Origin of the sequence: Serratia marcescens, assembly GCF_029846115.1 — a bacterium.
In the GTDB taxonomy this organism is placed as follows: Bacteria; Pseudomonadota; Gammaproteobacteria; order Enterobacterales; family Enterobacteriaceae; genus Serratia; species Serratia marcescens_L.
Genome location: NZ_JARVZZ010000001.1, coordinates 2,767,767 through 2,791,323 on the forward strand (window position 1 = coordinate 2,767,767; position 23,557 = coordinate 2,791,323).

22 protein-coding genes are annotated in these 23,557 nt (G+C 56.4%); 10 read left to right on the forward strand and 12 right to left on the reverse strand.

The window, feature by feature from the left end:
- Positions 1-5: 5 nt before the first annotated feature.
- The 5 genes from QDT79_RS12940 (at position 6) to rmf (ending at position 5,931) form a co-directional block, all read left to right on the forward strand.
- Positions 6-1,910, forward strand: a complete 1,905-nt coding sequence (locus tag QDT79_RS12940) for an ABC transporter ATP-binding protein (RefSeq protein ID WP_107227728.1) — start codon at positions 6-8, stop codon at positions 1,908-1,910.
- A gap of 73 nt (positions 1,911-1,983) precedes the next feature.
- A complete protein-coding gene (pqiA, locus tag QDT79_RS12945; RefSeq protein WP_074181188.1) occupies positions 1,984-3,300 on the forward strand; it encodes a membrane integrity-associated transporter subunit PqiA in 1,317 nt (438 codons plus the stop codon).
- Positions 3,287-4,933, forward strand: a complete 1,647-nt coding sequence (gene pqiB, locus QDT79_RS12950) for an intermembrane transport protein PqiB (protein ID WP_308316401.1) — start codon at positions 3,287-3,289, stop codon at positions 4,931-4,933. The genes pqiA and pqiB overlap by 14 nt, the downstream gene beginning before the upstream one ends.
- Positions 4,930-5,490, forward strand: coding sequence for a membrane integrity-associated transporter subunit PqiC (pqiC, locus tag QDT79_RS12955; protein ID WP_308316586.1), 561 nt, complete (start codon positions 4,930-4,932; stop codon positions 5,488-5,490). Before pqiB ends, pqiC begins: the two co-directional genes overlap by 4 nt.
- Before the next feature lie 270 nt (positions 5,491-5,760).
- Positions 5,761-5,931 carry a ribosome modulation factor gene (gene rmf, locus QDT79_RS12960; protein ID WP_004928150.1) on the forward strand — a complete coding sequence of 57 codons (171 nt, stop codon included), beginning with the start codon at positions 5,761-5,763 and terminating at the stop codon, positions 5,929-5,931.
- A 64-nt stretch (positions 5,932-5,995) separates the two neighbouring features.
- On the opposite strand, the gene fabF is transcribed toward rmf, so the two are convergent.
- The 4 genes from fabF to QDT79_RS12980 form a co-directional block, all read right to left on the reverse strand.
- A complete protein-coding gene (gene fabF / locus QDT79_RS12965; protein ID WP_308316587.1) occupies positions 5,996-7,273 on the reverse strand; it encodes a beta-ketoacyl-ACP synthase II in 1,278 nt (425 codons plus the stop codon).
- Complete coding sequence (locus QDT79_RS12970) at positions 7,270-7,797, reverse strand: winged helix-turn-helix transcriptional regulator (protein WP_063989453.1); 528 nt, start codon at positions 7,795-7,797, stop codon at positions 7,270-7,272. The genes fabF and QDT79_RS12970 overlap by 4 nt, the downstream gene beginning before the upstream one ends.
- 327 nt (positions 7,798-8,124) lie before the next feature.
- Positions 8,125-8,643: a bifunctional 3-hydroxydecanoyl-ACP dehydratase/trans-2-decenoyl-ACP isomerase gene (gene fabA, locus QDT79_RS12975; protein WP_107227731.1), complete on the reverse strand. Its 519-nt coding sequence runs from the start codon at positions 8,641-8,643 to the stop codon at positions 8,125-8,127.
- Between the two features lie 68 nt (positions 8,644-8,711).
- On the reverse strand, positions 8,712-10,460 hold the full coding sequence (locus QDT79_RS12980; RefSeq protein WP_308316588.1) for an AAA family ATPase: 1,749 nt from the start codon (positions 10,458-10,460) through the stop codon (positions 8,712-8,714).
- Between the two features lie 210 nt (positions 10,461-10,670).
- Here QDT79_RS12980 and matP point away from each other — a divergent pair, with 210 nt between their 5' ends.
- On the forward strand, positions 10,671-11,129 hold the full coding sequence (gene matP / locus QDT79_RS12985) for a macrodomain Ter protein MatP (RefSeq protein WP_107227732.1): 459 nt from the start codon (positions 10,671-10,673) through the stop codon (positions 11,127-11,129).
- A 101-nt stretch (positions 11,130-11,230) separates the two neighbouring features.
- On the opposite strand, the gene ompA is transcribed toward matP, so the two are convergent.
- Both ompA and sulA read right to left on the reverse strand, forming a co-directional pair.
- Complete coding sequence (gene ompA / locus QDT79_RS12990; RefSeq protein WP_049296036.1) at positions 11,231-12,307, reverse strand: porin OmpA; 1,077 nt, start codon at positions 12,305-12,307, stop codon at positions 11,231-11,233.
- A gap of 356 nt (positions 12,308-12,663) precedes the next feature.
- Positions 12,664-13,170 (reverse strand): SOS-induced cell division inhibitor SulA, encoded by a 507-nt coding sequence (gene sulA, locus QDT79_RS12995; protein ID WP_063989455.1) that lies wholly within the window; start codon positions 13,168-13,170, stop codon positions 12,664-12,666.
- Between the two features lie 229 nt (positions 13,171-13,399).
- Here sulA and QDT79_RS13000 point away from each other — a divergent pair, with 229 nt between their 5' ends.
- Positions 13,400-14,056 carry a TfoX/Sxy family DNA transformation protein gene (locus QDT79_RS13000; protein WP_063989456.1) on the forward strand — a complete coding sequence of 219 codons (657 nt, stop codon included), beginning with the start codon at positions 13,400-13,402 and terminating at the stop codon, positions 14,054-14,056.
- 4 nt (positions 14,057-14,060) lie between these two features.
- Here the strand turns inward: QDT79_RS13000 and yccS are convergent, their stop codons facing one another.
- Both yccS and QDT79_RS13010 read right to left on the reverse strand, forming a co-directional pair.
- Positions 14,061-16,196 carry a YccS family putative transporter gene (yccS, locus tag QDT79_RS13005; protein WP_308316589.1) on the reverse strand — a complete coding sequence of 712 codons (2,136 nt, stop codon included), beginning with the start codon at positions 16,194-16,196 and terminating at the stop codon, positions 14,061-14,063.
- Positions 16,197-16,222: 26 nt separating this feature from the next.
- Complete coding sequence (locus QDT79_RS13010) at positions 16,223-16,675, reverse strand: YccF domain-containing protein (protein WP_107227734.1); 453 nt, start codon at positions 16,673-16,675, stop codon at positions 16,223-16,225.
- A 166-nt stretch (positions 16,676-16,841) separates the two neighbouring features.
- On the opposite strand from QDT79_RS13010, the gene helD reads away from it, so the two are divergent.
- A complete protein-coding gene (gene helD, locus QDT79_RS13015) occupies positions 16,842-18,896 on the forward strand; it encodes a DNA helicase IV (RefSeq protein WP_308316590.1) in 2,055 nt (684 codons plus the stop codon).
- Positions 18,897-18,929: 33 nt separating this feature from the next.
- On the opposite strand, the gene QDT79_RS13020 is transcribed toward helD, so the two are convergent.
- On the reverse strand, positions 18,930-19,388 hold the full coding sequence (locus QDT79_RS13020) for a methylglyoxal synthase (RefSeq protein ID WP_015377363.1): 459 nt from the start codon (positions 19,386-19,388) through the stop codon (positions 18,930-18,932).
- A 122-nt stretch (positions 19,389-19,510) separates the two neighbouring features.
- Positions 19,511-20,176 (reverse strand): DUF2057 family protein, encoded by a 666-nt coding sequence (locus QDT79_RS13025; protein ID WP_063989460.1) that lies wholly within the window; start codon positions 20,174-20,176, stop codon positions 19,511-19,513.
- Between the two features lie 255 nt (positions 20,177-20,431).
- Here QDT79_RS13025 and QDT79_RS13030 point away from each other — a divergent pair, with 255 nt between their 5' ends.
- Positions 20,432-20,845 (forward strand): CoA-binding protein, encoded by a 414-nt coding sequence (locus QDT79_RS13030; protein WP_063989461.1) that lies wholly within the window; start codon positions 20,432-20,434, stop codon positions 20,843-20,845.
- 57 nt (positions 20,846-20,902) lie between these two features.
- Here QDT79_RS13030 and hspQ read toward each other — a convergent pair whose 3' ends face one another.
- Entirely contained in the window at positions 20,903-21,220 is a 318-nt protein-coding gene (hspQ, locus tag QDT79_RS13035) for a heat shock protein HspQ (protein WP_033637900.1), read from the reverse strand.
- Between the two features lie 60 nt (positions 21,221-21,280).
- Positions 21,281-22,465, reverse strand: coding sequence for a 23S rRNA (cytosine(1962)-C(5))-methyltransferase RlmI (rlmI, locus tag QDT79_RS13040; protein WP_308316591.1), 1,185 nt, complete (start codon positions 22,463-22,465; stop codon positions 21,281-21,283).
- A 379-nt stretch (positions 22,466-22,844) separates the two neighbouring features.
- Between rlmI and QDT79_RS13045 the strand changes: the two genes are divergently transcribed.
- Positions 22,845-23,225 (forward strand): hypothetical protein, encoded by a 381-nt coding sequence (locus tag QDT79_RS13045; RefSeq protein ID WP_308316592.1) that lies wholly within the window; start codon positions 22,845-22,847, stop codon positions 23,223-23,225.
- Positions 23,226-23,557: the final 332 nt, after the last annotated feature.

Below are 23,557 nucleotides of genomic sequence, written 5' to 3' on the forward strand. Positions count from 1 at the left end.
TTACTATGTCGTTAATCAGCATGTCCGGCGCCTGGCTCTCTTTCAGCGATGCGCCACTGTTAGACAACACCGAAATTCATATCGAAGACAACGAGCGCGTGTGTCTGGTCGGGCGCAACGGCGCCGGCAAGTCCACGCTGCTGAAGATCCTCGGCAAAGAGATCCCGCTGGACGACGGCCGGGTAATCTACGAACAGGATCTGATCGTGGCGCGCCTGCAACAGGATCCGCCGCGCAATATCGGCGGCAGCGTGTTCGACTTCGTGGCCGAAGGCGTTGCGGAGCAGGCAGAACACCTGAAGGCGTATCACGCGATCTCCCACCTGGTGGAAAGCGATCCGAGTGAGAAAAATCTGGCGCGTATGGCGCAAATCATGGAGATCCTCGACCATCAGGGGCTGTGGCAGCTCGACAGCCGCATCAGCGAGGTGCTGCTGCAGCTGGGGCTGAACGGCGACGCCGAGCTTTCCTCGTTGTCCGGCGGCTGGCTGCGCAAAGCGGCGCTGGGCCGTGCGCTGGTGAGCTCGCCGCGCGTGCTGCTGCTCGACGAACCGACCAACCACCTCGATATCGAAACCATCGACTGGCTGGAAGGCTTCCTGAAAGAGTTCGACGGCAGCATCGTCTTCATCTCGCACGACCGTTCGTTTATCCGCAACATGGCGACGCGCATCGTCGATCTGGATCGCGGCAAGCTGGTTTCCTGGCCGGGCAACTACGATCTGTATCTGCAGAGCAAAGAAGAAGCGCTGCGGGTGGAAGAGCTGCAAAACGCCGAATTCGATCGCAAGCTGGCGCAGGAAGAGGTCTGGATCCGTCAGGGCATCAAAGCGCGCCGTACCCGTAACGAGGGCCGCGTGCGTGCGCTGAAGGCGCTGCGCGTCGAGCGTTCAGAGCGCCGTGAAGTGATGGGCACCGCCAAGATGCAGGTGGAAGAGGCGACCCGCTCCGGCAAAATCGTATTCGAGCTGGAAGACGTCAATTATCAGGTTGGCGAAAAAGTGCTGGTGCGCGGTTTCTCCGCTCAGGTGCAGCGCGGCGACAAAATTGCGCTGGTGGGGCCGAACGGCTGTGGCAAAACCACGCTGCTGAAACTGATGCTCGGTCAGCTGAAAGCCGACAGCGGCCGCGTGCACTGCGGCACCAAGCTGGAAGTGGCCTATTTCGACCAGCACCGCGCGGATCTCGATCCGGAACGTACGGTGATGGACAACCTGGCGGAAGGCAAACAGGAAGTGATGGTCAACGGCCGCCCTCGCCACGTATTGGGTTACCTGCAGGACTTCCTGTTCCACCCGAAACGCGCCATGACGCCGGTGAAGGCGCTGTCGGGCGGTGAGCGTAACCGCCTGCTGTTGGCTAAGCTGTTTCTGAAACCGAGCAATCTGCTGATCCTCGATGAACCAACCAACGATCTCGACGTCGAAACGCTGGAGCTGCTGGAAGAGCTGATCGACGGCTATCAGGGCACCGTGCTGCTGGTCAGTCACGATCGTCAGTTCGTCGACAACTCGGTGACCGAGTGCTGGATCTTTGAAGGCAACGGCGTGATCAACGCCTTCGTCGGCGGTTACTACGATGCGCATCATCAGCGCGCCACGGCGAAACCGATTCGTCAGGCGGCGCCGAGCGCGAGCAAACCGGCGGCGGAGAAAAAGGCCGAACAGCCGAAGAAAGCGGCGGCCAAGCTGAGTTACAACCTGCTGCGCGAACTGGAACAGTTGCCGCAGCGGCTCGAACAGCTGGAGGCGGAAATCGAAGCGCTGCAGGCGCAGATGAGCGATGCCGACTTCTTCACGCGGCCGCACAGCGAAACGCAAGACGTGCTGACGGCGTTGGCTAACGCTGAGCAGGCGCTCGAGCAGGCCTTCGCCCGTTGGGAAGAGCTGGAAGCGATGAAAAACGGCTGACCGTTGCGATACCGCCCGCGCGCTGCTGCGGGCGGTATCGACGTGCCGGTGAGCAACGTTATTGAGGAGGAATATGGTGTGTTCCCACAACAATCATCAGCAGCATAGTCATTCCGCACCTTCGGCGGAGCACCAGGATAACCTGATGCTGTGCCCGCAGTGCGACATGCTGGTGGCGCTGCCGCCGCTGGCCTATGGCAGCAAAGCGGTATGCCCGCGCTGCAAAACCACGCTCAGCGCCCGCTGGGACGAGCCGCGTAAGCGGCCGATCGGTTACGCGCTCAGCGCCTTGTTCATGCTGGTGCTGGCCAACATTTTCCCGTTTATCAACATGCGCGTCGCCGGCCTCGGCAACGAAATCAGGCTGATCCAAATCCCGGAAGTCATGGTGGCGGAAGACTACGCCAGCATGGCCACCTTGTTTATGGTGTTCGTGCAGCTGATCCCGGCGTTTTGCATGGTGGCGATCATTCTGCTGTGCGCCAAAGTGCGTTTGCCGCTGGGACTGAAAGAGTGGATGGCCCGGGTGCTGTTTCAGTTCAAGACCTGGTGCATGGTGGAGATTTTCCTCGCCGGGGTGTTGGTCAGCTTCGTTAAGCTGATGGCCTATGGCGATATCGGCATCGGCAGCAGCTTCGTGCCTTACTGTCTGTTCTGCCTGCTGCAGGTGCGCGCTTTCCAGTGCGTGGATAGGCGCTGGCTGTGGCAAGACATCGAACCGGCGCCGCGTCTCGATCGCCCGTTGACGGTGGGGCGCACCGGCATGCGGCAGGGCGTGCGCTCCTGCGCCTGCTGCACGGCGATCCTGCCGGCCAATCAGGTGCGCTGTCCGCGCTGCCACACCAACGGCTACGTGCGTCGTCGCCACAGCCTGCAATGGACGCTGGCGCTGCTGGTGACCTCCATCATGCTGTATATTCCGGCCAACCTGATGCCCATCATGGTGACCGAGGCGTTGGGCAACAAGATGAACTCCACCATCATGGCGGGGGTGATCCTGCTGTGGGGGGACGGCTCTTATCCGGTGGCGATGGTGATTTTCATCGCCAGTATCATGGTGCCATCGCTGAAAATGCTGGCGATCGGCTGGCTGTGCTGGGATGCCAACGGCAGGAAGAAGCCGCGCGCCGACAGCGAGCGCATGCACCTGATTTATGAAGTGGTCGAATTCGTTGGCCGATGGTCAATGATCGACGTGTTTGTGATCGCCGTATTGTCGGCGCTGGTGCGAATGGGGCAGTTGATGAGCATTTACCCCGCGACGGGCGCCGTGCTGTTCGCGCTGGTGGTGATCCTCACCATGTTCGCCGCCATGACATTTGATCCCCGGCTGACCTGGGATCGCGCAAGTGAAACAATCAACAAGGAGCCGCAAGGTGACGGAAAATAATCATAGCGTCGCGGACGTCGAGAAGATCAAACGCTGGTCGCCGGTGTGGATCATTCCCATCGTAACCGCACTGATCGGCGCCTGGATCCTGTTTTACCACTTCAGCCATCAGGGGCCGGTAGTGACGCTGGTGACCTCGACGGCGGAAGGGCTGGAAGCGGGTAAAACCAAAATCAAAAGCCGCAGCGTGGACGTCGGCGTGGTGGAAACCGTCACGCTGAGCGATGATTTGAGCAAGGTGATGGTACAGGCGCGCCTCAATTCCGGCATGGAAAAATTGCTGCGCCAGGATTCCGCCTTCTGGGTAGTGAAGCCGCAGATCGGCCGTGAAGGCGTCTCCGGGCTGGGGACGCTGCTCTCCGGCGCCTATATCGAACTGCAGCCGGGCAACAAGGGCAAAGACGGCAAAGACAACTATCAGCTGCTCGACGCGCCGCCGCTGGCCTCTCCGGACGCCAAAGGGCTGCGTATCGTACTGGACAGCGAGAAATCGGGCCAGCTCAACGCCGGCGATCCGGTGCTGTTCCGCGGTTATCGCGTTGGGTCGGTAGAGACCAGCTATTTCGATCCTAAAGCGCGCGCCATGCGCTATCAGCTGTTCATTACCGCGCCTTACGATCAGTTGGTCACCACCAACGTGCGCTTCTGGAAAGACAGCGGCGTGGCGTTTGACATGTCGGCACAGGGCATGCGGGTGGAGATGGGGTCGCTGACTACCCTGTTCAGCGGCGGCGTCAGCTTCGACGTGCCGGACGGCTGGGATCGCGGCGAACTGGCGAAAGAGAAGGCGGAGTACCAGCTGTTCGACAACCAGCGCAGCACGCAGGATTCGCTGTATACCGTGCATAAGGACTACCTGCTGTTCTTCTCCGATTCGGTACGCGGCCTGCAGCCGGGCGCGCCGGTCGAATTCCGCGGCATCCGCCTGGGCACGGTGGCGCAGGTGCCGTTCTATAAAGAAGGCATGGCGCAGCGCCTGGATAACGATTACCGCATTCCGGTGCTGATCCGCATTGAGCCGGATCGGCTTCATAAACAGCTGGGGGACAATGTCGATATTGAAGGGCATCTGAAAGACGCGGAATCTCGTGGTTTACGCGCCTCGATGAAGTCCGCCAACCTGCTGACCGGTTCGCTGTATATCGATCTCGACTTCTATCCGCAGGAGAAACCGTGGAAAGGGCCGCGCGAGCTGTTCGGTTATCCGCTGATGCCGACCACCAGCGGCGGTCTGGCACAGATCCAGCAGAAACTGATGCAGACGCTGGACAAGATCAACGCGATGCCGATCAATCCGATGATCAACGAGGCGACCAAGACGCTGGCGGAAAGTCAGAAAACCATGAAGTCGACGCAGCAGACCATGAAGTCGTTGAACGACATCATCGCCAGCAAAGAGATGCAGGCGCTGCCGCAGGACATGCAGAAAACGCTGCTGGAGCTGAACCGCAGCATGAAAGGGTTCCAGCCTGGTTCACCGGCTTACAACAAGATGGTGGGCGATATGCAGCGCCTCGACCAGGTGTTGCGTGAGCTGCAACCGGTGCTGCGCACCCTGAATGAGAAGAGCAACGCGCTGGTGTTTGAAGCCGCCGGCAGCACTGACCCTCAGCCGAAGAAGGCCACGAAATGATGAAATGGATCCCGGTAGCCCTGGCGCTGTTGCTCAGCGCCTGCAGCAGTTCGCCACAGAAGACCTACTATCAGTTGCCGGCGCTGGGTGCGCCGGCTGCGGTCAGCAGCGGCGGCGCCTCCACGCGCCAGCTGTGGCTGGAGCACGTGAGCGTGGCGGATTATCTGGCGCAGAGCGGCGTGGTGTATCAGACCAACGACGTGCAGTATGTGATAGCGCAGAACAACCTGTGGGCCAGCCCGCTCGACCAGCAGCTGCAGCAAACGCTGGTCACCAACCTGAGCAGCGCGCTGCCGGGTTGGGTGGTCTCTTCGCAGCCGATGAGCAGCGATCAGGATGTGCTGAACGTCACCATCAGCGGCTTCCACGGCCGTTTTGACGGCAAGGCGATCGTTCGCGGCGAGTGGGTGCTGAACCGCCAGGGACGCTTGATCAAACGGCCTTTCAACCTGGAATTGAAACAGGGTGAGGACGGTTATGATGCCCTGGTGCGCACGCTGGCGCAGGGCTGGCAGCAGGAAGCTCAGGCTATCGCAGCACAGATGGGCGGCATTTAGTCATAATTTGGTCTAAAATCGTCTAATCCCTGTCAGCGTGGAAAGTCTTTTTTTCTCACTGGCAGGGATTTCTTTTTTATTTCAAAAAGTTAAACACTTTCTCAGCAGATCAGCCACTTAGCACTTTCCTCGGGCGTAGCTCACAAATATGACATTGGCGTGAATTTTGCGCATTGATCTTCTCTTCTTTTAGCGCTATTGATTACTCGTGGCTGCGCAAAAAGCAGCCATTGTTTTCTTTCCACCAGACCAAAATGAGGGAAACGAGGCATGAAGAGACAGAAACGCGATCGTCTGGAAAGGGCGCATTCGAGAGGGTATCAGGCAGGTATTTTAGGGCGTTCCAGGGAACATTGTCCCTACCAATCATCGGTGGACGCCCGGTCTCAATGGCTGGGAGGTTGGCGAGAAGCCATGGAAGACAGGGCTGTGACCGCTTAAGCGGCTCCCTGTCAAATAAAAGGAATAACCTCCGCCCTTTGGCGGAGGTTTTTGTTTCAGGCGTTTATTTATCCTGCCAGCGCTTCAACAAAATACTCGCATTCACGCCGCCAAAGCCGAAGCCGTTTGATAAGGCGTAGGTCATATTCATCGATTCCGCCTGTTTCGCGACCAGATGCAAGCCTGCCGCCGCCGGATCGGGGTTATCCAGATTTAGCGTTGCAGGGGCTATCTGATCGCGCAGAGCCAAAGCGGTAAAGATGGTTTCCAACCCGCCGGCGGCGCCCAGCAGGTGCCCGGTCGCTGATTTCGTCGAGGTCACGGCGACAGTCCCGGCGGTGCCAAACAGGTGCTTGATGGCATTGATTTCGCCTAAATCGCCTACGGGTGTCGAAGTCGCGTGCGCGTTTAAATGCTGAACTTCCTCGGGGGCGACGTTCGCCTGCTTCAACGCAATTTTCATCGCCCGATAGGCGCCGTTGCCGTCTTCAGCACCGGATGTCATGTGGTAGGCGTCGGCGCTGGTGCCATAGCCGACGATTTCCGCGAGCGGCGTGGCGCCGCGCGCCTGCGCATGCTCCAGCGTTTCAATCACCAGCATGCCGGCGCCTTCCCCCATGACAAATCCGCTCCGGGCGCTGTCGAAAGGCCGAGAGGCCTGTCGCGCCAACTCGGTCGGTGCGGTGGACATGGCGCGTGCGGCGGCGAATCCGCCCAGGCTTACGGTGTCGATAGCGGCTTCGGTACCGCCGCATAGCGCGATATCGGCCTCATCATTGCGGAGCAGTCGCACTGCGTCGCCGATAGCCTGCACGCCGGCCGCACAGGCGGTGACCGGTGCGCCAATCGGGCCTTTGAAGTGATGTTTGATGGAAACGTGACCGGCCGCCAGATTGACTAGGAAAGAGGGGATGGTGAATGGCGACAGGCGTTTGGCGCCGCGGCTGTCGGTAATGCGTACCGCCTGGGCAATCGCCGGAAAGCCGCCAATACCCGAGGCGATGACAGTGGCGGTGCGCTCTTGCTTTTCCTCCGTATCGGCGATCCAGCCGGCCTGACGAACGGCTTCATCCGCCGCTGCCATGGCAAACAGGATAAAGCGATCCATTTTCTTTTGATCCTTGGGGGCGACTGAAGCATCGGGGTTGAATCCCGCTTCAGCATCTTGCGCCAGCTCCGGGACCTGGCCTCCGACCTTGACCGGCAAATCTGCAACGATCTCGTCAGGTAAAGCCCGAATGCCGGACTCTCCTGTTAATAAACGTTGCCAGATACTCTCCACGCCGCACCCTAACGGTGAAACGGCGCCCATGCCGGTAATAACGATACGGCGATTGCTCATGACTGCTCCTTGGTAAGTTCGGATAAATCGGCGAGGCGCCGCTGACGCATCAGTTCGGCGCGTTGACGTATGCCGTCATTTGCCGCAGGCCCTGGTGCCAATATGACAAACTGCGGCGGCACCTGCTGTTGGGTATCGACATTGACCAACTGGACCTGGATCGGCCGATCGGTGCGGCCGTCGACTAACAAGGCGCTAATGTCACCGTCGATCAAATGACGATTGCCCCATTGTGAGAGAGCGGCCAGCACGGGGAGAAAATCGTTGCCGCGTTCGGTGAGCAGATACTGATAGCGGACCGGCCGCGTTTGATAACGTTGCTTATGCAGAATGCCGTGGGCCACTAAATCCTTCAGGCGTCGGGCCAGGAGCGTCGGCGACATCCCCAGACTTTGTTGGAATTCGTCGAATTTGGATAATCCCTGAAAGGCATCACGCAGGATCAGGATGCTCCACCATTCTCCGACGCGATCTAATGAACGCGCGACGGGGCATGGTGCATCGCTAAAGCGAGTTTTTTGCATATCGCCTCTTTGTAGATACATTTATTGTAGTTACATGCATGACTATACTAGGCGATTTTGAGGGGCAAGAAAATAACCGGATGCAAAAAACCGCTATCGCGTCGATAGTTGGCTGCAGGGAGGAGCCTTCGCTCAACGAGCCTGTAGCTTTGGTCGTTTCGGATAAGCATAGGGCAGAGAAAGGAGGGAAAAGGCGTTGCGATAGCGGACGATTAAAGGTGATGAATGGTCTTTAAACGATAAGAGAAAGAAATGCCGCCACGATAGCGTGACGGCATGCGCCGAACGTTGGAAAAGAAGACGGTGGCCGCCTTCTCGTCAGCGTGATTAGAACGCTGTAGTATCCTTGAACAAGCCCACTTTCAGGTCGGTGGCAGTATAGATCACTTCACCATCAACCAGCACTTCGCCATCGGCGACGCCCATGATCAGCTTGCGGGTGATGACGCGTTTGAAGTTAATGCGGTAGGTCACTTTCTTCGCGGTTGGCAGCACCTGGCCGGTAAACTTGACTTCACCGACGCCCAGCGCGCGACCTTTGCCTCCGCCACCCAGCCAACCGAGGTAGAAACCGACCAACTGCCACATCGCATCCAGGCCCAGGCAGCCTGGCATGACCGGATCGCCGATAAAGTGGCAACCGAAGAACCATAGGTCCGGATTAATATCCAGCTCCGCTTCCACATAACCTTTGTTGTGAGTCCCGCCGTCTTCAGTCATCTTGACCACGCGGTCCATCATCAACATGTTACCTGCCGGCAACGGTGGGCCACCGGCGCCGAACAGCTCGCCACGGCCGGATGCTTCGAGGTCTTCTTTCGTATAGGAATCGCGTTTATCTACCATGTTCTCAGTAAGCCTTATTTTAATGAAGGACGCAGGTTAGCTAACACGTGTACGCTGAACAAGTCCGATCAGCCGTGGTTGAACCAGTTGAGCCAGCGCAGCGGCCACGGACGACGGCGTTCTTGCAGGCTCACCTGCGCAATCCGTTCCTGTATGGCCGCCAGCAAATTCGGCTGTTGTTCGTCAGAGTAGAGGCAACCTGTGAGCAAAGGCAAGGCGTCCGCCGCACTCTCTACCGCCCACAGATGAAATTGCCCCTCGCGTACCGCGTCAACGACATCCTGACGCAGGCACAGGTGGCGCACGTTGGTCATGGGCAGTACGACGCCCTGTTTACCCGTCAGGCCGCGGCGTACACAAACCTCGAAGAACCCTTCGATTTTTTCGTTAACGCCACCTATCGGCTGTACGTTGCCGAATTGGTCGACGGAGCCGGTGACGGCGATCTGCTGGGTGATCGGTTGCAGTGACAGGGCGCTGACCAATGCACACAGCTCAGCCAGCGAGGCGCTGTCACCGTCCACTTCACCATAAGATTGCTCAAAGACGATGGAAGCGGAGAAGGGCAGTTGTTGATCAAGGTCCAGTTCGGCGATCAGAAACGCCTGCATGATCATCATGCCTTTAGCGTGCAGGTTGCCGCCCAGTTCGGCTTTGCGCTCGACGTCGGTGAACTCGCCGTCGCCGAGATGCACGACGCAACTGATACGTGACGGTTCGCCAAAGCTGCGTGGATGGCCGGGATAATCCAGGACTGACAGACCGTTGATCTGTCCGATCACTTCACCCTCGGTCTCAATCAGAATCTGACCCAGCTCGATCTCATCCTGCATACGCTCGGCCAGATAGCTTTCACGCCATTCGCGGGCATTTAACGCCGCTTCGAACGCTTTGGCCGTAATGCGATCCTCTTCGGCATACAGTGCGGCTTCGGACAGCTGCTGGCCAAGCCAAACCGGCGAGAGTGGCAGGATGCCCTGGTCGCCACTGTAACGTACCGCCTGGACGATCAGCGGCGGCCAGGCGTCGGTCGCCAGCATCGGCAACTGCTGGTCGGCAATCACGCCGTTGACGTAGCCACACCACTGCGCCATATCATCAATTTCAGTCAGCTGCAGGTCGTCTTCGAATTCACCGTAGATCGCTTGTTCACTCAGTTCCGGCTCGATATCGTGAAAATCAGCCAGGCCGTGACGGTCGCCGACCACGATCAGCCGCAGGTCCAGCGGCATCGGTGGAATGGCTACCGGCAGCGGGCGGGTTTCGTCTGGCGAAACCCAATGGAACTGACGCTGGCCGATCATCTGTTTCAGCCGCAGCCACAGTAACGGCTGAGCCAGCAGCGCACGTGCCGACAGAATCAGAATGCCGCCGTTGGCCTGGTGCACCAGACCCGGCTGCAGGGTAATGTCGCCATTGTGGATCCGTACGCAGCCAAACAGCTGTTCCGATTCGATCCACTCCTGGAACAGGCAAGCGCCGCCGGCGGCAAAAGGTTCATCGCCACGGCTGGCCGGTTCTACGCTGACCTTGCCATCCTGAATGACATAGTGGCTGCCGCAGCATGCCGTATTTTTCGGCAGCAGTGGTTTGACGGCGTGAGCGATCAGTTCCAGATACTCTCGCGTTTCTTGCGCTTTCAACAGCATGAAACGCGGTGGTGATTGAGGGTGGCAAAATAGCGTCAGGGCATTTTCCAGCCGAGGCTGAATGGCGGAAAAGGGCACGGGTGCCAACTGAGCGGCGGTATCAAATATCGCCTGATAAGGCGTTACGTCCGGCAATAAAGATTGCCATTCAAGTCGGTTATTGGTCAAAGTGTTAGATGCAATCGTTAAAAAGGGAAAGGGCGATTATACAAGAATAACGGCTGCTTGATACATGCGGAGTGCCAGTTGGCATCAGGGAGTTTGACATCGCGCGGTGACTGTGCAAAAAACAGTCTAAAAGACGGCTTAATTGCCGGGGAAATTCGGCGTAAAGCTGTTATGCTTATTTGAAGTTACGCGGTCACTGAAGAGCTCAAGATGAAATATCAGCAACTGGAAAATCTGGAGAGCGGTTGGAAATGGAAGTACCTGGTGAAGAAGCACCGGGAAGGGGAACTCATTACCCGCTACATTGAAAACAGCGCTGCTCAGGAGGCGGTTAACGAGCTGCTGAAGCTGGAAAATGAGCCGGTAAAGGTACTTGCATGGATTGCCGCTCATATGAATCCGGAACTGGATAACCGGATGAAACAAACAATCCGCGCCCGCCGTAAACGTCATTTTAACGCAGAACATCAGCATACGCGTAAAAAATCTATCGATCTGGAATTTTTGGTTTGGCAACGATTGGCTGCCCTGGCGCGTCGCCGCGGCGTCACGCTGTCGGAAACCGTCGTGCAGCTTATTGAAGACGCTGAACGCAAAGAAAAGTATGCGAACCAGATGTCATCGTTGAAAGAAGACTTGAAGGCGATTCTTGGCAAAGATCCCGAGTAAGTGCGTGAGAACGCCTTAGTGGTGCTTGGCTTTGAATGTTATGGCAACAAGAGGACGAAAAAAAACCCCGCATAGCGGGGTTTTTTATTAGGCGAGTAAACTTAGCCCTGAGGCTGAGTTACAACGTCTTTGATACCTTTAACTTCGATCTCTACGCGACGATCTGGTGCCAGGCAAGCGATCTGAGCTTTGGTAGCGCGGCCAGATTTGTAGCCACAGGTGTTGCCAGTAACTGCATCTGCTTCACCCATACCACGTGCAGAGATTTTGTCTGACGGGATGCCTTTGGAGACCAGGTAGTCAACAACGCTCTGTGCACGCTGTTCGGACAGTTTCTGGTTGTACTGGTCAGAACCAACGGCGTCGGTGTAACCCAGAACCACTACAGAACCGTCTTTAGGATCCATGGAGCTCAGCTGGGTGTACAGCTGATCCAGAGCCTGCTGGCCTTCTGCTTTCAGAGTAGACTTGTTGAAGTTGAACAGCACGTCAGACTTCAGAGTGAAACGCTTGGTTTCAACAACTGGAGCCGGAGCCGGAGCTGGTGCTGGTGCAACTACGTCATCCTGACCGAAGCGGTAAGAAACGCCCAGGCTCAGCATGGTGTTGTCTGGACGTGCGCCAACGGTACCTGCGTCACCGATGTTGCTTACGAACTGGTAATCCAGGCGGGTAGCCCAGTTTTTGGTCAGTGCGTATTCAACACCAACAGCAGCCAGCGGAGAAACGCCGGTGTCGTGGTCGCTCAGGCGAGTGCCGTTGCCGTAGTTAGCTTTGGAGTCTGCACGCCATACCATACCACCCAGACGAGTGTAGATGTCCAGATCGTCAGCAATTGGGTAGCTCAGTTTAGCGGCCAGTTGAACGCCCTGCGCTTTGAAAGCACCGTTGTTCACGCTGCCTTTGTAAGGCATGCGGCCGAGCCAATCATAGCCCAGTTCGAAGCCCAGGTATTGGTTTGCCTGGTAGCCCAGGAACGCGCCAGCACCCAGCTGATCTTTGTGGGTTGGGCCGTTGCCGATACCGTTCTGGTAACCGTTACCGTAGAAACCAGTGTCGTGGTACTGGGACCAGCCCAGTTTAGCACCGGTGTACCAGGTGTTATCTTTTGGAGCGGCTTGCGCTACGGTAGCGAAACCTGCCAGTGCCACTGCTAATGCGATAGCTGTCTTTTTCATTTTGCGCCTCGTTATCATCCAAATAGGCAATGAGCTTTAAAGCTGTTTAAGCCCTTGGTTAAATTCCTTCGCCAAGGTTTAAGCCCTCGTTTGTTACTCGCCAGTTTTTCTGACGTTATAGAGCAACCTTGGCGATGTAAAGTCTACAACGTGGCGCGAAAGTTACAAGTGTGATGTGATAAGGCTCTAAAAAAAAACGCGGAATCGTACATATTTGCTAACATTCTTAGCTTAAAAAATCGGCGGTTCATTGGGCGTTTTTGCTTGCCAAACCGCAGCCGGACTCGCTTTTTGCCTTCCCCCGCAAAGGTTCCGCTTATCGGGTGCGAAAATGATGGGAAAAATCCTAAATTTACTTAATGATACAAAGAAGAGTGAATTTTTAGGGTGGAACACTGTCCGTGAGTCGGGTCAATGTCACGTTGAGGACGCATGATAAACCCGTAGGCATTACCCAATTCTGCCGCACGTCTTAATTTTAGACGATCCTCCTCCGTTAGTTCGGGCAACCAGCCGAGAACCACGCTATAGTTCCCCGTTTGCAGCGCTTTTTCCATTGCCTCAACCGTATTCACCGGGCTGATTTGGCTCAACTGCACCATTTTATCCACCGGCAGGCCGGACTGCTGTAGCCATTGCTTGCTTAACTTTTGCTGCGGTGTCAGCCACAGCAGCCAGCGAGACTGCTTGCCCAGTTGCTGCAGCAGGGGCAACAGCAGTTGAGCCACTGCGGGCTGGCGCTCGTTGTAAACAAGTTCACTGATCAAGCCATTCTCTTTGCCGACATTCGTATTCTTCGCAACGCTGTTTGCGGTAAAAGAGCCATGGCTAAAATGAGGTTGGTAGAGTGATTGAGTACGCATAAAGTTCCCGCCCGTCGTGTTACTGTATGTTTATACAGTATCCCTGATTTCGGATAAGATCAACCCAAATTTTCGTAGCGGCTCGCATAATTGCGATCATTTTTTGTACCGGTGTTTTTTGTGATTGGCATGTGGGCAGATAGTGCGTATTTTCCTAATTAGTTGTTCACGTTACTCTTTTCATTGATAAGAGAAATAATACGACCGGAACCTAAAAAGGAGAAATGCTATGAAAAGGATGTCGACGCGGAGGATCGCGCAGGCTAAAAATTGCTTCGCGGCGCTGGGCGCCATCACCACGCGGTCACAGTTTGGCGGCTATGGGCTGCTGGCCGAGGGGGTCATGTTTGCAGTGGTAGCGGAAGGTGAATTGTACTTGCGAGCTACGGCGAGCATGGAACCGGCCTTTCGCGCCAGAGGGATGGTCAATATGGTCTATTCCAAGCGCGGAGCGCCCATCACCTTGCGTTATTACTGGGTTGACGAGTCGCTGTGGCGGGAACGCAACGAGTTGGTGGGGCTGGCCTGGCAGGCCATCAGGGAAGCGCGCCGAGAGCAGCAGGTCAAGGCCGGCGATCACGGCAGATTGAAGGCGTTGCCGAACATAGATGTCAACATGGAGCGCTTGCTGTGGCGAGCGGGGATCCGCAACGCCTATGACCTGCGGCTGCATGGCGCTAAACGCAGCTATCTCCGCCTGCTGCAACAGCAGACCAATCTGGGTCTGCGCGTGCTGCTGTCACTGGGCGGCGCGATAGCCGGTTATCATCAGGCGGCATTGCCGACCGAATTGCGCAACGAACTGGTGCGCTGGTTCGATCATACGATGGCGATGCGCCGCCATGGGCATGAGCCAGTGGTTCAGGGCCCATTGAGTGGGCCCTGAATAATTAGGTTGCCTTATTGATTTGGGTGTGGAGTTCGGTGAGCTCCGGCAGCAGTTCGAGCATTAATCCCACCTGCTGCAAGACCAACTGTTCTTTGCTTTCAGGTTCCGGAACGGCTCTGCGAATGCGCTCCGCCAGCTGTTCCAGCGCTTTCGCAATGCGCTGGCTGTTCCGTTCTTCCTGATGCAAGGCGCCATCCACGTAACACACGGCATCATTGAGCAGATCGAGTGTGGCAGGGGTATTCAGCCGCTCGCGGTGTGCCCCTAACGCCGAGATATAACTCAGGAGAGTGTGGTTTAGGCAGAGCAGGCGGAAGGCGGCTTCCTGCAATTCCTTGTCGGCCTTGGGATCGGCGGACATGTTGGAGATGACCGAAGCCAGTTCGGCATCGCTGTTGTGGGCATCTCGCCGCGCAATGCGGTAGGCGAGGCCGTTATCCTTACCCTGGTGGTATTGCACCAGAATGGCGTCCAGATAACGGCAGTTGGCATTCAGCGTTTTATCCACCACCGCCGGCAGTTGGCGGAACTTCCAGTCTGGCCAGATAAAGCTGACCGCCGCCCAGGCGATGGCGCAACCCAACAAGGTATCGTAAACGCGCGGTGCAGCCACTTCGAATCCCTCACCCAACAGGTTAAAGCACAGCAACACAAGCAGCGTGATGAACATCGTTGCATGGGCATACTGTACGGTGCGAAAAGCGAAGAACAGGACACCGGTGATGACGATCAACACCAGTTGCCCTTCCAGTGAAGGCACGAAATAGAGGATTGGCAGGCCGATCAGGATACCGGCCAGGGTGCCAATGATGCGCAGCGCCAGGCGCCGACGGGTAGCGTTGTAGTTCGGTTGACAGACGAACAGGCTGGTCAACAGGATCCAGTAACCGTGCTGCATGCCGGTGAACTGGATGAAGGCGTAACCCACGCACAGCACCGCCGACATGCGGATCGCGTGGCGGAACAGGGCCGACTGCGGCGTCAAATGGCGGCTGATGCGCAGCCGGATATCGCTCCAGCCGGTTAAGCGATCGTCGGCCAGGCTGTTCTCTTCTGCCAGCCCGCTGGCCAGCGTCTGCTCTGACTCGATATTGGCCAGCTGCGCATCGATCGCATGCAGGTTTTTCAGCAGGTGCGCCAGCGCCTTGGTTTGCTCTGAATTGCCCTGGGTTTCGGCGATGCGTGCCAAGGCTTCCTGAATGCGGCTGAAGGCCGGCTCAAAACGCGGGTTGTGCTGGTATTTTTGCCGCAGCAGGATCGATTGTGCCAGTTGGCGGCAGGCGCGCGCCTGCATGCTCAGCAAACGCTGGAAGCGGAATAAAATATCGCTGTGACGGAATTGTCGGCTGAGCGCGTGATACTGAACGTGGGAAGAGCTGGCGCGTTCGTGGATATCCTGCGCGACAAAATAGTAGTGCAAGGTGCGGCGGGTGCCGCGCTGGCCGCGATCGCCTTTCAGGCGCGTCAGCAGCGAGGCTTTGGTCTGGTTAAGCAACGCGACCAACGTGCTGTTGGCCATCGCGACATCCATCCATGGCAGGTCGGCGTCGCGTTCGGCGTCGGGATCGAACAGATTGGCTTTGGCATCCAGATAGTTGGCCAACTGATCGTAGCAGCGCGCCAGGTTCTCTTGCAGTGGCCGGATAGGGAACAGCAGGTGGCCCGCCAGCGTCAGCAGGTTGTACCACAGAGCACCGAACACCAGCAGCAGCGGTTGCTGATACCAGGCATCGTACATAGCGGTGCCGAGCATGGTGTAAACCGCGATCAGCAGCGCGCCGAAGGCGATGGTGGCGTAACGTTGCCCCAAGGCGCCCAGAAGGATAAAACCGCAGGTCGACGTGGTTAAGCCAAGGGCGAACAACCAGGGATAGGGGAACAGCAGCTCGATTGAAGCGGAGGCGACAAAGAAGCACACCAACGTGATCAGCAGGTTGCGTAATCTGCCGGCCAGGCGATCATCCAAATCGGTCAGGGCCGCTGCCACGACGCCCAGCGTTAGCGGGATGGTCAGCTTGGGAATGCCCAGCCACCAGGGAACGGCGGTGGTGCCGATCAGCGCAATAAGGATGCGCAGGTGATACAGCAGATTGCTGTTGTAGGTGTAACGACGTACTGCGGGTGCAAAAGAACGCACAAAAAACTCCTCAAACGGAGAAAAAATTAACGCTGATGATAGTGGCGGCGAGCATTCTCAATACGCGCTTGCTGAGCCATTTCTACCGAGACGACACGGCGCCCCACCGGCCACAGCGCGATGGCGGCTATTTTGAAATTGGCGATGCCCACCGGAATGCCGATGATTGAAACGCATTGCACGATGCCGGCGGCGATGTGTGACAGGCACAGCCACCAGCCGAACAGCACCAGCCAGATAATGTTGAGCAGTGAGCCGCCGGCGGAGAGCAGCGCATTGCTTTTTTCCGGGTGCAGTTCATCGACGTGTATCGCTTCGTTGCCGAACGGCACCAGCGACAGCTTGGTGATTTCCCAGCAGGAGCGGGTGAGCGGCAGTGTGACGACCAGCAGCACGCTGAACACCGTAGCAATGAGCCAACCTAGCGTGGTGAAGAAACCGCCCAACACAAAATTAAGAATATTCAGTACAGTACGCATAGACGTCATTCTGCTCTAATGATGGTCAAACCGCGATGCGGGCGTATTCACGATAAAAACGCAAAATCTATTCTACCCTTTTTTTAGCGCTAGAGTGCCACTGCTTATCGCAGGTAAACTGGCAGATATCCGTTATTTACTCTCAACATAGTCATGGCGCGACGATATGGAACTTAAAGCGACATCGCTGGGGAAACACCTGGCTCAGCATCCTTATAACCGCGTGCGGTTGCTGCACGCCGGCGTTGAGGTGAGCGGGGAAAAACATGAATACCTGATCCCCTTCAATCAACTGATTCAGGTCAGGTGCAAGCGTGGCATCGTCTGGGGTGAGCTGGAATTTGAATTGCCGGACGAGAAAGTGGTGCGACTGCACGGCACCGAATGGCAGGAAACGCAGCGTTTTTATCACTATCTGCAGCAGGCGTGGCAGCAGTGGAGCGCCGAAATGAGTGAGGTCAGTGCCGGCGTCTTGCAACAGCAGGTGGCACAGATTCAGCGCATTGAGCAGCAAGATAAATGGTTCAAAAAGTCTGAGCTGGGCAAGCTGCAGCAGCAAATCCGTGAGGCTTTCTCCGCGCTGCCGATGCCGGTGGCGCGCCTGGAGGAATTCGATAACTGCCGGGCTGATTACCATCTGTGTCTGCAATGGCTGCAGCAGGGGCATCGCAGCGTTGAACAACGCAACCGGCAGTGGACCGATCGCATGCTGGAGCAACATCACGACTTCTTCCAGACCGTCGAGAGCTCACCGCTCAATGACTCCCAGAGCCGTGCGGTCGTCAACGGCGAAGATTCCGTCCTGGTATTGGCGGGGGCCGGCAGCGGCAAGACGTCGGTGCTGGTGGCGCGCGCCGGTTGGCTGCTGCGCCGTCAGGAGGCGGAGCCGGGCCAAATCTTGCTGTTGGCGTTCGGCCGTCAAGCTGCGGGGGAGATGAATGACCGCATCAAAGCGCGTTTGGGCGATGTCGGTATTCAGGCCAAGACATTCCATGCATTGGCGCTGCAGATCATTCAACAGGGCAGCCGCAAAGCCCCGGCCATCAGCCGGTTGGAAACCGATGCCAACGCGCGCAAAGCGTTGCTGATTACCCATTGGCGCCAACAGTGCGCTGAGAAGAAAGCCCAGGCCAAGGGATGGCGTCAATGGTTGACCGACGAGCTGGAATGGGAAGTGCCAGAAGGCGACTTCTGGCAGGATAAACGCCTCGCGGATCGGCTGGCGGGCCGCTTGGAACGCTGGCTGGGGCTGATGCGCATGCATGGCGGCAGCCAGGCGGAAATGATTGAGCAGGCGGATGAAGACATCCGCGATCTGTTTTCGAAACGCATCCGGCTGATGGCGCCGCTGCTGAAAGCCTGGAAAAGCGCCTTGAAAGAGGAAGGGGCGGTGGACTTCTCCGGCCTTATCCATCAGGCGGTCAACATTCTCGACAAGGGGCGCTTCGTCAGCCCGTGGAAACATATTCTGGTCGATGAGTTTCAGGACATCTCGCCGCAGCGTGCGCTGTTGCTGGCGGCGCTGCGTCGGCAAAACAAGCAGACCTGCCTGTTTGCGGTGGGGGATGATTGGCAGGCGATTTATCGCTTCAGTGGCGCAGAGTTGACGTTAACCACGGCTTTTGCCACCCACTTCGGCGAAGGTGCCCAGTGCGCGTTGGACACCACTTATCGCTTCAATGAACGTATCGGCGAGGTGGCCAACCGGTTCGTGCAGCAAAACCCGCACCAGCTGAAAAAACCGCTCAACAGCCTGAGCAAGGGCAATAAAAAGTCGGTGGCGATCCTGCCGCACGAGCAGCTGGAGCCCCTACTGGATAAACTGAGCGGCTATGCCAAGCCGGATGAGCGCATCCTGGTGCTGGCGCGTTACCATCATCTGAAACCGGAAGCGCTGGCGAAGGCGGCCACCCGCTGGCCCAAGCTGGATCTGGAGTTTATGACCATCCACGCCAGCAAGGGGCAGCAGGCGGAATACGTCATCATCGCCGGTTTGCATGAAGGGCGTGATGGTTTCCCCGCCGCGGCGCGCGAGTCGGTGTTGGAAGAGGTGCTACTGCCGCCGCCGGAGGATTTCCCGGATGCCGAAGAGCGTCGTCTATTGTATGTCGCGTTGACGCGCGCCAAACATCAGGTATGGCTGTTGCAGGATCGTGAACGCCCTTCGGTGTTCGTCGACCACCTGCAGGATCTTGGCGTACCGGTGCAGAAAAAACCGTAGGCATCAGGCCTGGCCGCAGCCAGGCCGCGAGGACTATTTCAGGCGGTCTTGCAGGTAGCGCTGATAGTCGGGGATAGCGATCTCTACCTCGCTTTTGAACAGCGGAGAGTCGATCAGAAAGTCCGCAGTCGAGCGGTTGGTGGCCACCGGAATATTCCATACGGTCGCCAGCCGCAGCAGCGCTTTCACGTCCGGATCGTGCGGCACCGCGTTCAGCGGATCCCAGAAGAAGATCAGCATGTCTATCTTGCCTTCCGCAATCAGTGCGCCAACCTGCTGATCGCCCCCCATCGGGCCGCTCAGCATGCTGGTGACTGGAATGCCGCTGGCGCGCTGGATCAGGTTGCCGGTCGTGCCGGTGGCGTACAGTTGGTGCTGCGCAAGAATGGTCTTGTGGCTTTCTACCCACTCCAACAGGGCCTGTTTGCGGTGATCGTGCGCTACCAGCGCAATGTGTTTGCGTGCGGCGATAGTGCGGGTGGTCAATTCCATCTCGGTGTCCTTCGCTAATCGGGGATGTGCGACAGATTACTGAAACTGTTTTTCACTGCCTAGCGTTTGCGCCTGAAAATGCGAAGAAAAGGCGCCTTTGCGGGGAAAGACGCCAGGAAGGATCAGCGAACCGGCTGTTTATTGGCCCAGCGCAGGAAGCGCTTTTGGGTTTCCTTATCCGCTTGTTGAAACCAGTATTGCAGCATTTGCTCCGACACGTTTTCACCTTTCAACGTCACCGTCGGGGCGTTTATCGGCGTGCCGGCCAACGCGAGGGCTGAGGGATTGCCTGCGTTCACCTGAACAAAGGTCGGAACGGAGGCTGGGCGGTTCTGGCGATTGTAATCGGTCATCACCTTTTCCAAATCGGTATTGAAGGTGACGCTGTCGGGATGCAGCACATCATGCCGGAATGGCAGGGCGTTGCCGTCTTTATCGACCACCAGATAATTCAACGTTCTGTCAAAGCGTTGCGCATCACGATCGTTCTCGATGCGTGGGAGTTCGATCGCCACTTGGCTGATCTTTTGCGTATTGAAGGTGGCAACCAGCGGCAGGGACGTATAGGCCTGTGTATGCTGGCCGGCACGTACGGTTTTGGTCACTTTAAACAGCAACTGGTGCTGCCCGCCATCCAGTTCAAGGCTGTCGGCACCTTTTAACAACGAACCTGTCATTTTCTTGCCGTCGACCACCAGCAGGTCGATGTCCGGGGAGAGTTTCAGGGTCGTAGCCGCGGCAGGCATACTGATGCTGAGCAACGCCGCAACCACCAGACCAAATTTCATCATTATCTCCTTATAAAGTGACGTAGCTCTAAGTGTTGAACACGGCATAGGTTGTGTCAAAATTTTTCAATCGGGTATTTTGTTTACATTTTTACATATTTTATCGCGATTAGACACGACCATGCGCAGCTGAACCGCGACAGCCTCTGACCATAAGATTGCGATGAAGTTTCCCTCGCATTGCGTTTAACCGAGTGAATGCCGATCGGTTACACTCGAAGCGAAGAGTGGCGCACTGATAAACGGGAGTTGAAGATGCAAGATCAAGAGATTGTCGAGCTATTGCAGCAGGTGAACACTATCGCGCTGGTGGGCGCCAGCGATAACCCGTCGCGGCCCAGCTATGGGGTGATGGCGTATCTGTTGGCACAAGGGTATCAGGTGATCCCGGTTAGCCCAAAACTGGCGGGGCAGACGCTGCTGGGGCAACAGGTTTACCCTACGCTGGCCGCTATCCCACAGCCGGTAGATATGGTTGACGTGTTTCGCAATTCGGAGGCGGCTTACGGCGTGGCGCAAGAGGCGATAGCAATCGGTGCCAAGGCGCTCTGGCTGCAGATAGGGGTGATTAACGATCAGGCGGCAGAGCTGGCGCAACAGGCCGGGTTGCGTGTAGTGATGGATCGCTGCCCGAAAATAGAAATCCCGCGCTTAGGGTTGGAGCGCTAAATAAAAAGGGCCAGGCGCGATGCCGGGCCCTCTCGGGTTTCTCAGGTCTTGGCGCGGTCAATTGCGCAAGCGTGGCGCCTGTAGCTGGTGACGGATGGATTCCGCCAGTTCGTCCAGCGATGGTTGCTCGGGATGTGCCTCCTGGGCTTCGCTATCCAGCTGCGCTTCCGCCAGATAGGTGTGTACCGGTTGGCCTTCCTCGTCTTCCATCACCACGTGGTACCAAGGGGCTGAACGCAGTTCATCGTTCGCCGCTATCTCGTCAGCTTTGGGTTGTTCTAAAGAGTATTCTGGGTCGATATCGATCACGACGCCTAAATACCCCAGCAGTTTATGCCTAACCTGTTGTCCGATACCGAATTTGCTGGCAATCATGATGACCTCCTGAGAAACAATGCCTTGCTCATATATGGGGGCAAGGCAGCGCATTTCAAGTTACATCACCCGACAAGCGAATCCTTTCAGATACAGCCCTTCAGGGTATGTGGCGATCACCGGGTGATCGGCAGCCTGTCGGAACTGCTCTATAAATTGTACATCACGTCCGGCATCTACAGCGGCGTCGGCCAAAATTTTCTGGAACAGGTCGGTCGGCATCAGGCCGGAGCAGGAGAAGCTGAGCAGAATGCCGCCCGGATTCAGCAGCTGCAGCGCCAGCATATTGATGTCTTTGTAGCCGCGGCAGGCGCTGGCCAGCTGATTCTTGTTCTCGACGAATTTAGGCGGATCCATGATGATCAGATCGAATTTTTCGCCTTGAGCCCGGTAGTTGCGCAGTAACTGGAACACGTCATCGCGGACGAACTCCGCCTTGTTCAGATCCAGCTTGTTGAGCTCGACGTTCTGTTTGGCGATATCCAGCGCCGCCTGTGAGGTATCCACGCTGATCACTTGCTCGCAGCCGCCCATCAGAGCGGAAACGGCGAAGGCGCCGGTGTAGGAGAAGCAGTTCAGCACCCGGCGACCGGCAGAGTAGTTCCGCGCCGCCAGGCGACTGTCGCGTTGGTCGAGGTAGAAGCCGGTCTTGTGCCCTTGCTGAATGTCCACCAGCAGCTTCATGCCGTGCTCGGTGATAGGCAGCAGTTCCGGCGGCAGATCGCCCAGCACCGGGCCCTGCGCCAGCGGCAAGCCTTCTTTTTTACGCACCGCAACGTCGGAGCGATCGTAAATCGAACATTCCGGGTAGCAATGCTGCAGAGCGGAAAGCAGGGCCGGGCGCTGGTATTCGGCACCGGCGGACAGCAACTGCAGCACCAGGAAATTCTGGAAGCGATCGATAGTGATGCCCGGCAGGCCGTCGGACTCGCCGGCGATCAGACGGTATCCGTCCAGACCGTCGCGCTGCGCGATCCAGTCGCGCCAGCTTTGTGCTTGCTGCAGGCGGCGAATGAAGAAATCGATGTTAATCTCTTCATCCTGCTGGAAAGTCCAGACGCGTGCGCGGATCTGCGACTCGGGCGAATAGGCGCCGCGCGCCAGCCACTTGCCCTGGCTGTCGAGAATATCGATGGTTTCACCGGAGAGGGCTTTACCCTCAACGCGTTGAACGGCGCCGGAGAACACCCAAGGGTGGCGACGGAGTAAGGACTTTTCACGTCCTTTGGCGAGATGTAAGCGCATGGTTAAACTACTTTCTATTCAATGGGTTAATTGGCGGGTTTGAAGAATTGCCAAAATAAGTTCGTCATCATAGCTGAATCTTACGGTGTTCACTACCGCGTTGGCTCGGATTGTATCGCGTTATCTCTGCTGACGTCACACCGAAGAGAGAGAAAGCGCAGCCTTCAAACTGAAGAAATGACAGCTTAAATAGGTGTATTATAGCGAGGCAGAGATGAAAGCACGTCGTTCAGCGTGTGAAGACGCCTCGTTACCTGTAGGTGCCGATATTCGTCTGAGGCGTTATGCTTTATAGGGAATAAGGCTGAGTAGTTATATTTTATTTTAATTAAGAGTTTTGATTATTGTTTGTACAATATGAATTGAAGGGAGTGCACCAGTGAGATTTTTTTTGTTTTTAATTTTTTTTATGACGACTAACACAGTATTGGCTAACGAGTGGGTTTTTAGTGGTGATGAAAACGCTATAAGTGATGGGGTATTAAAGATTTCGGTTCAGGCTGGGCATTATAAAATTTCATTTCCACCCACTGCGAACCCAAATTCAGGTGCTGTGTTGATTAACGGCGAGCGATTTTACGGCAACCGTTATTTTGGATTCGACGGTGAGCAAGCGGACAGAATGATTGATAGGTTATTAAAGGTAAAGAATGCTCAGGTTGAATATGATGATCGTTTTAAAACGAAAGTCGTTCGCAAGTTGGTTGATTTTTCGAACATTACATCATCCCTCGATAACTTGAAAAATAAAAGTCATTGACACCTCTCACATAATCGTCAATAGAGCAGATGGCTTTACTCGAAATAGGAATAGCGCTGCCGCTTGGTTGCCCGACGGTAAGTGTAACTAACGACGGCTGGTCGACGGTGCGCTTTCTTGTGAGCAAGCAGAGCCTATCATTTAGTGGGTGGATTGAAGATTGTTTTTTAATAAATTGATTTTTATGGTTTTTTTGTTAATGAGTATAGTAATTGGCTTCAGGCTGCCGTTTGCCTCACGGAGGAAAGCCTATCTTCCGGTCGATGGGTTTGTAAGTGATTTGTAGGTTTTTTGTGAGTTTTAGGTTTTTTCTCATGGACAAAAATCTTAAC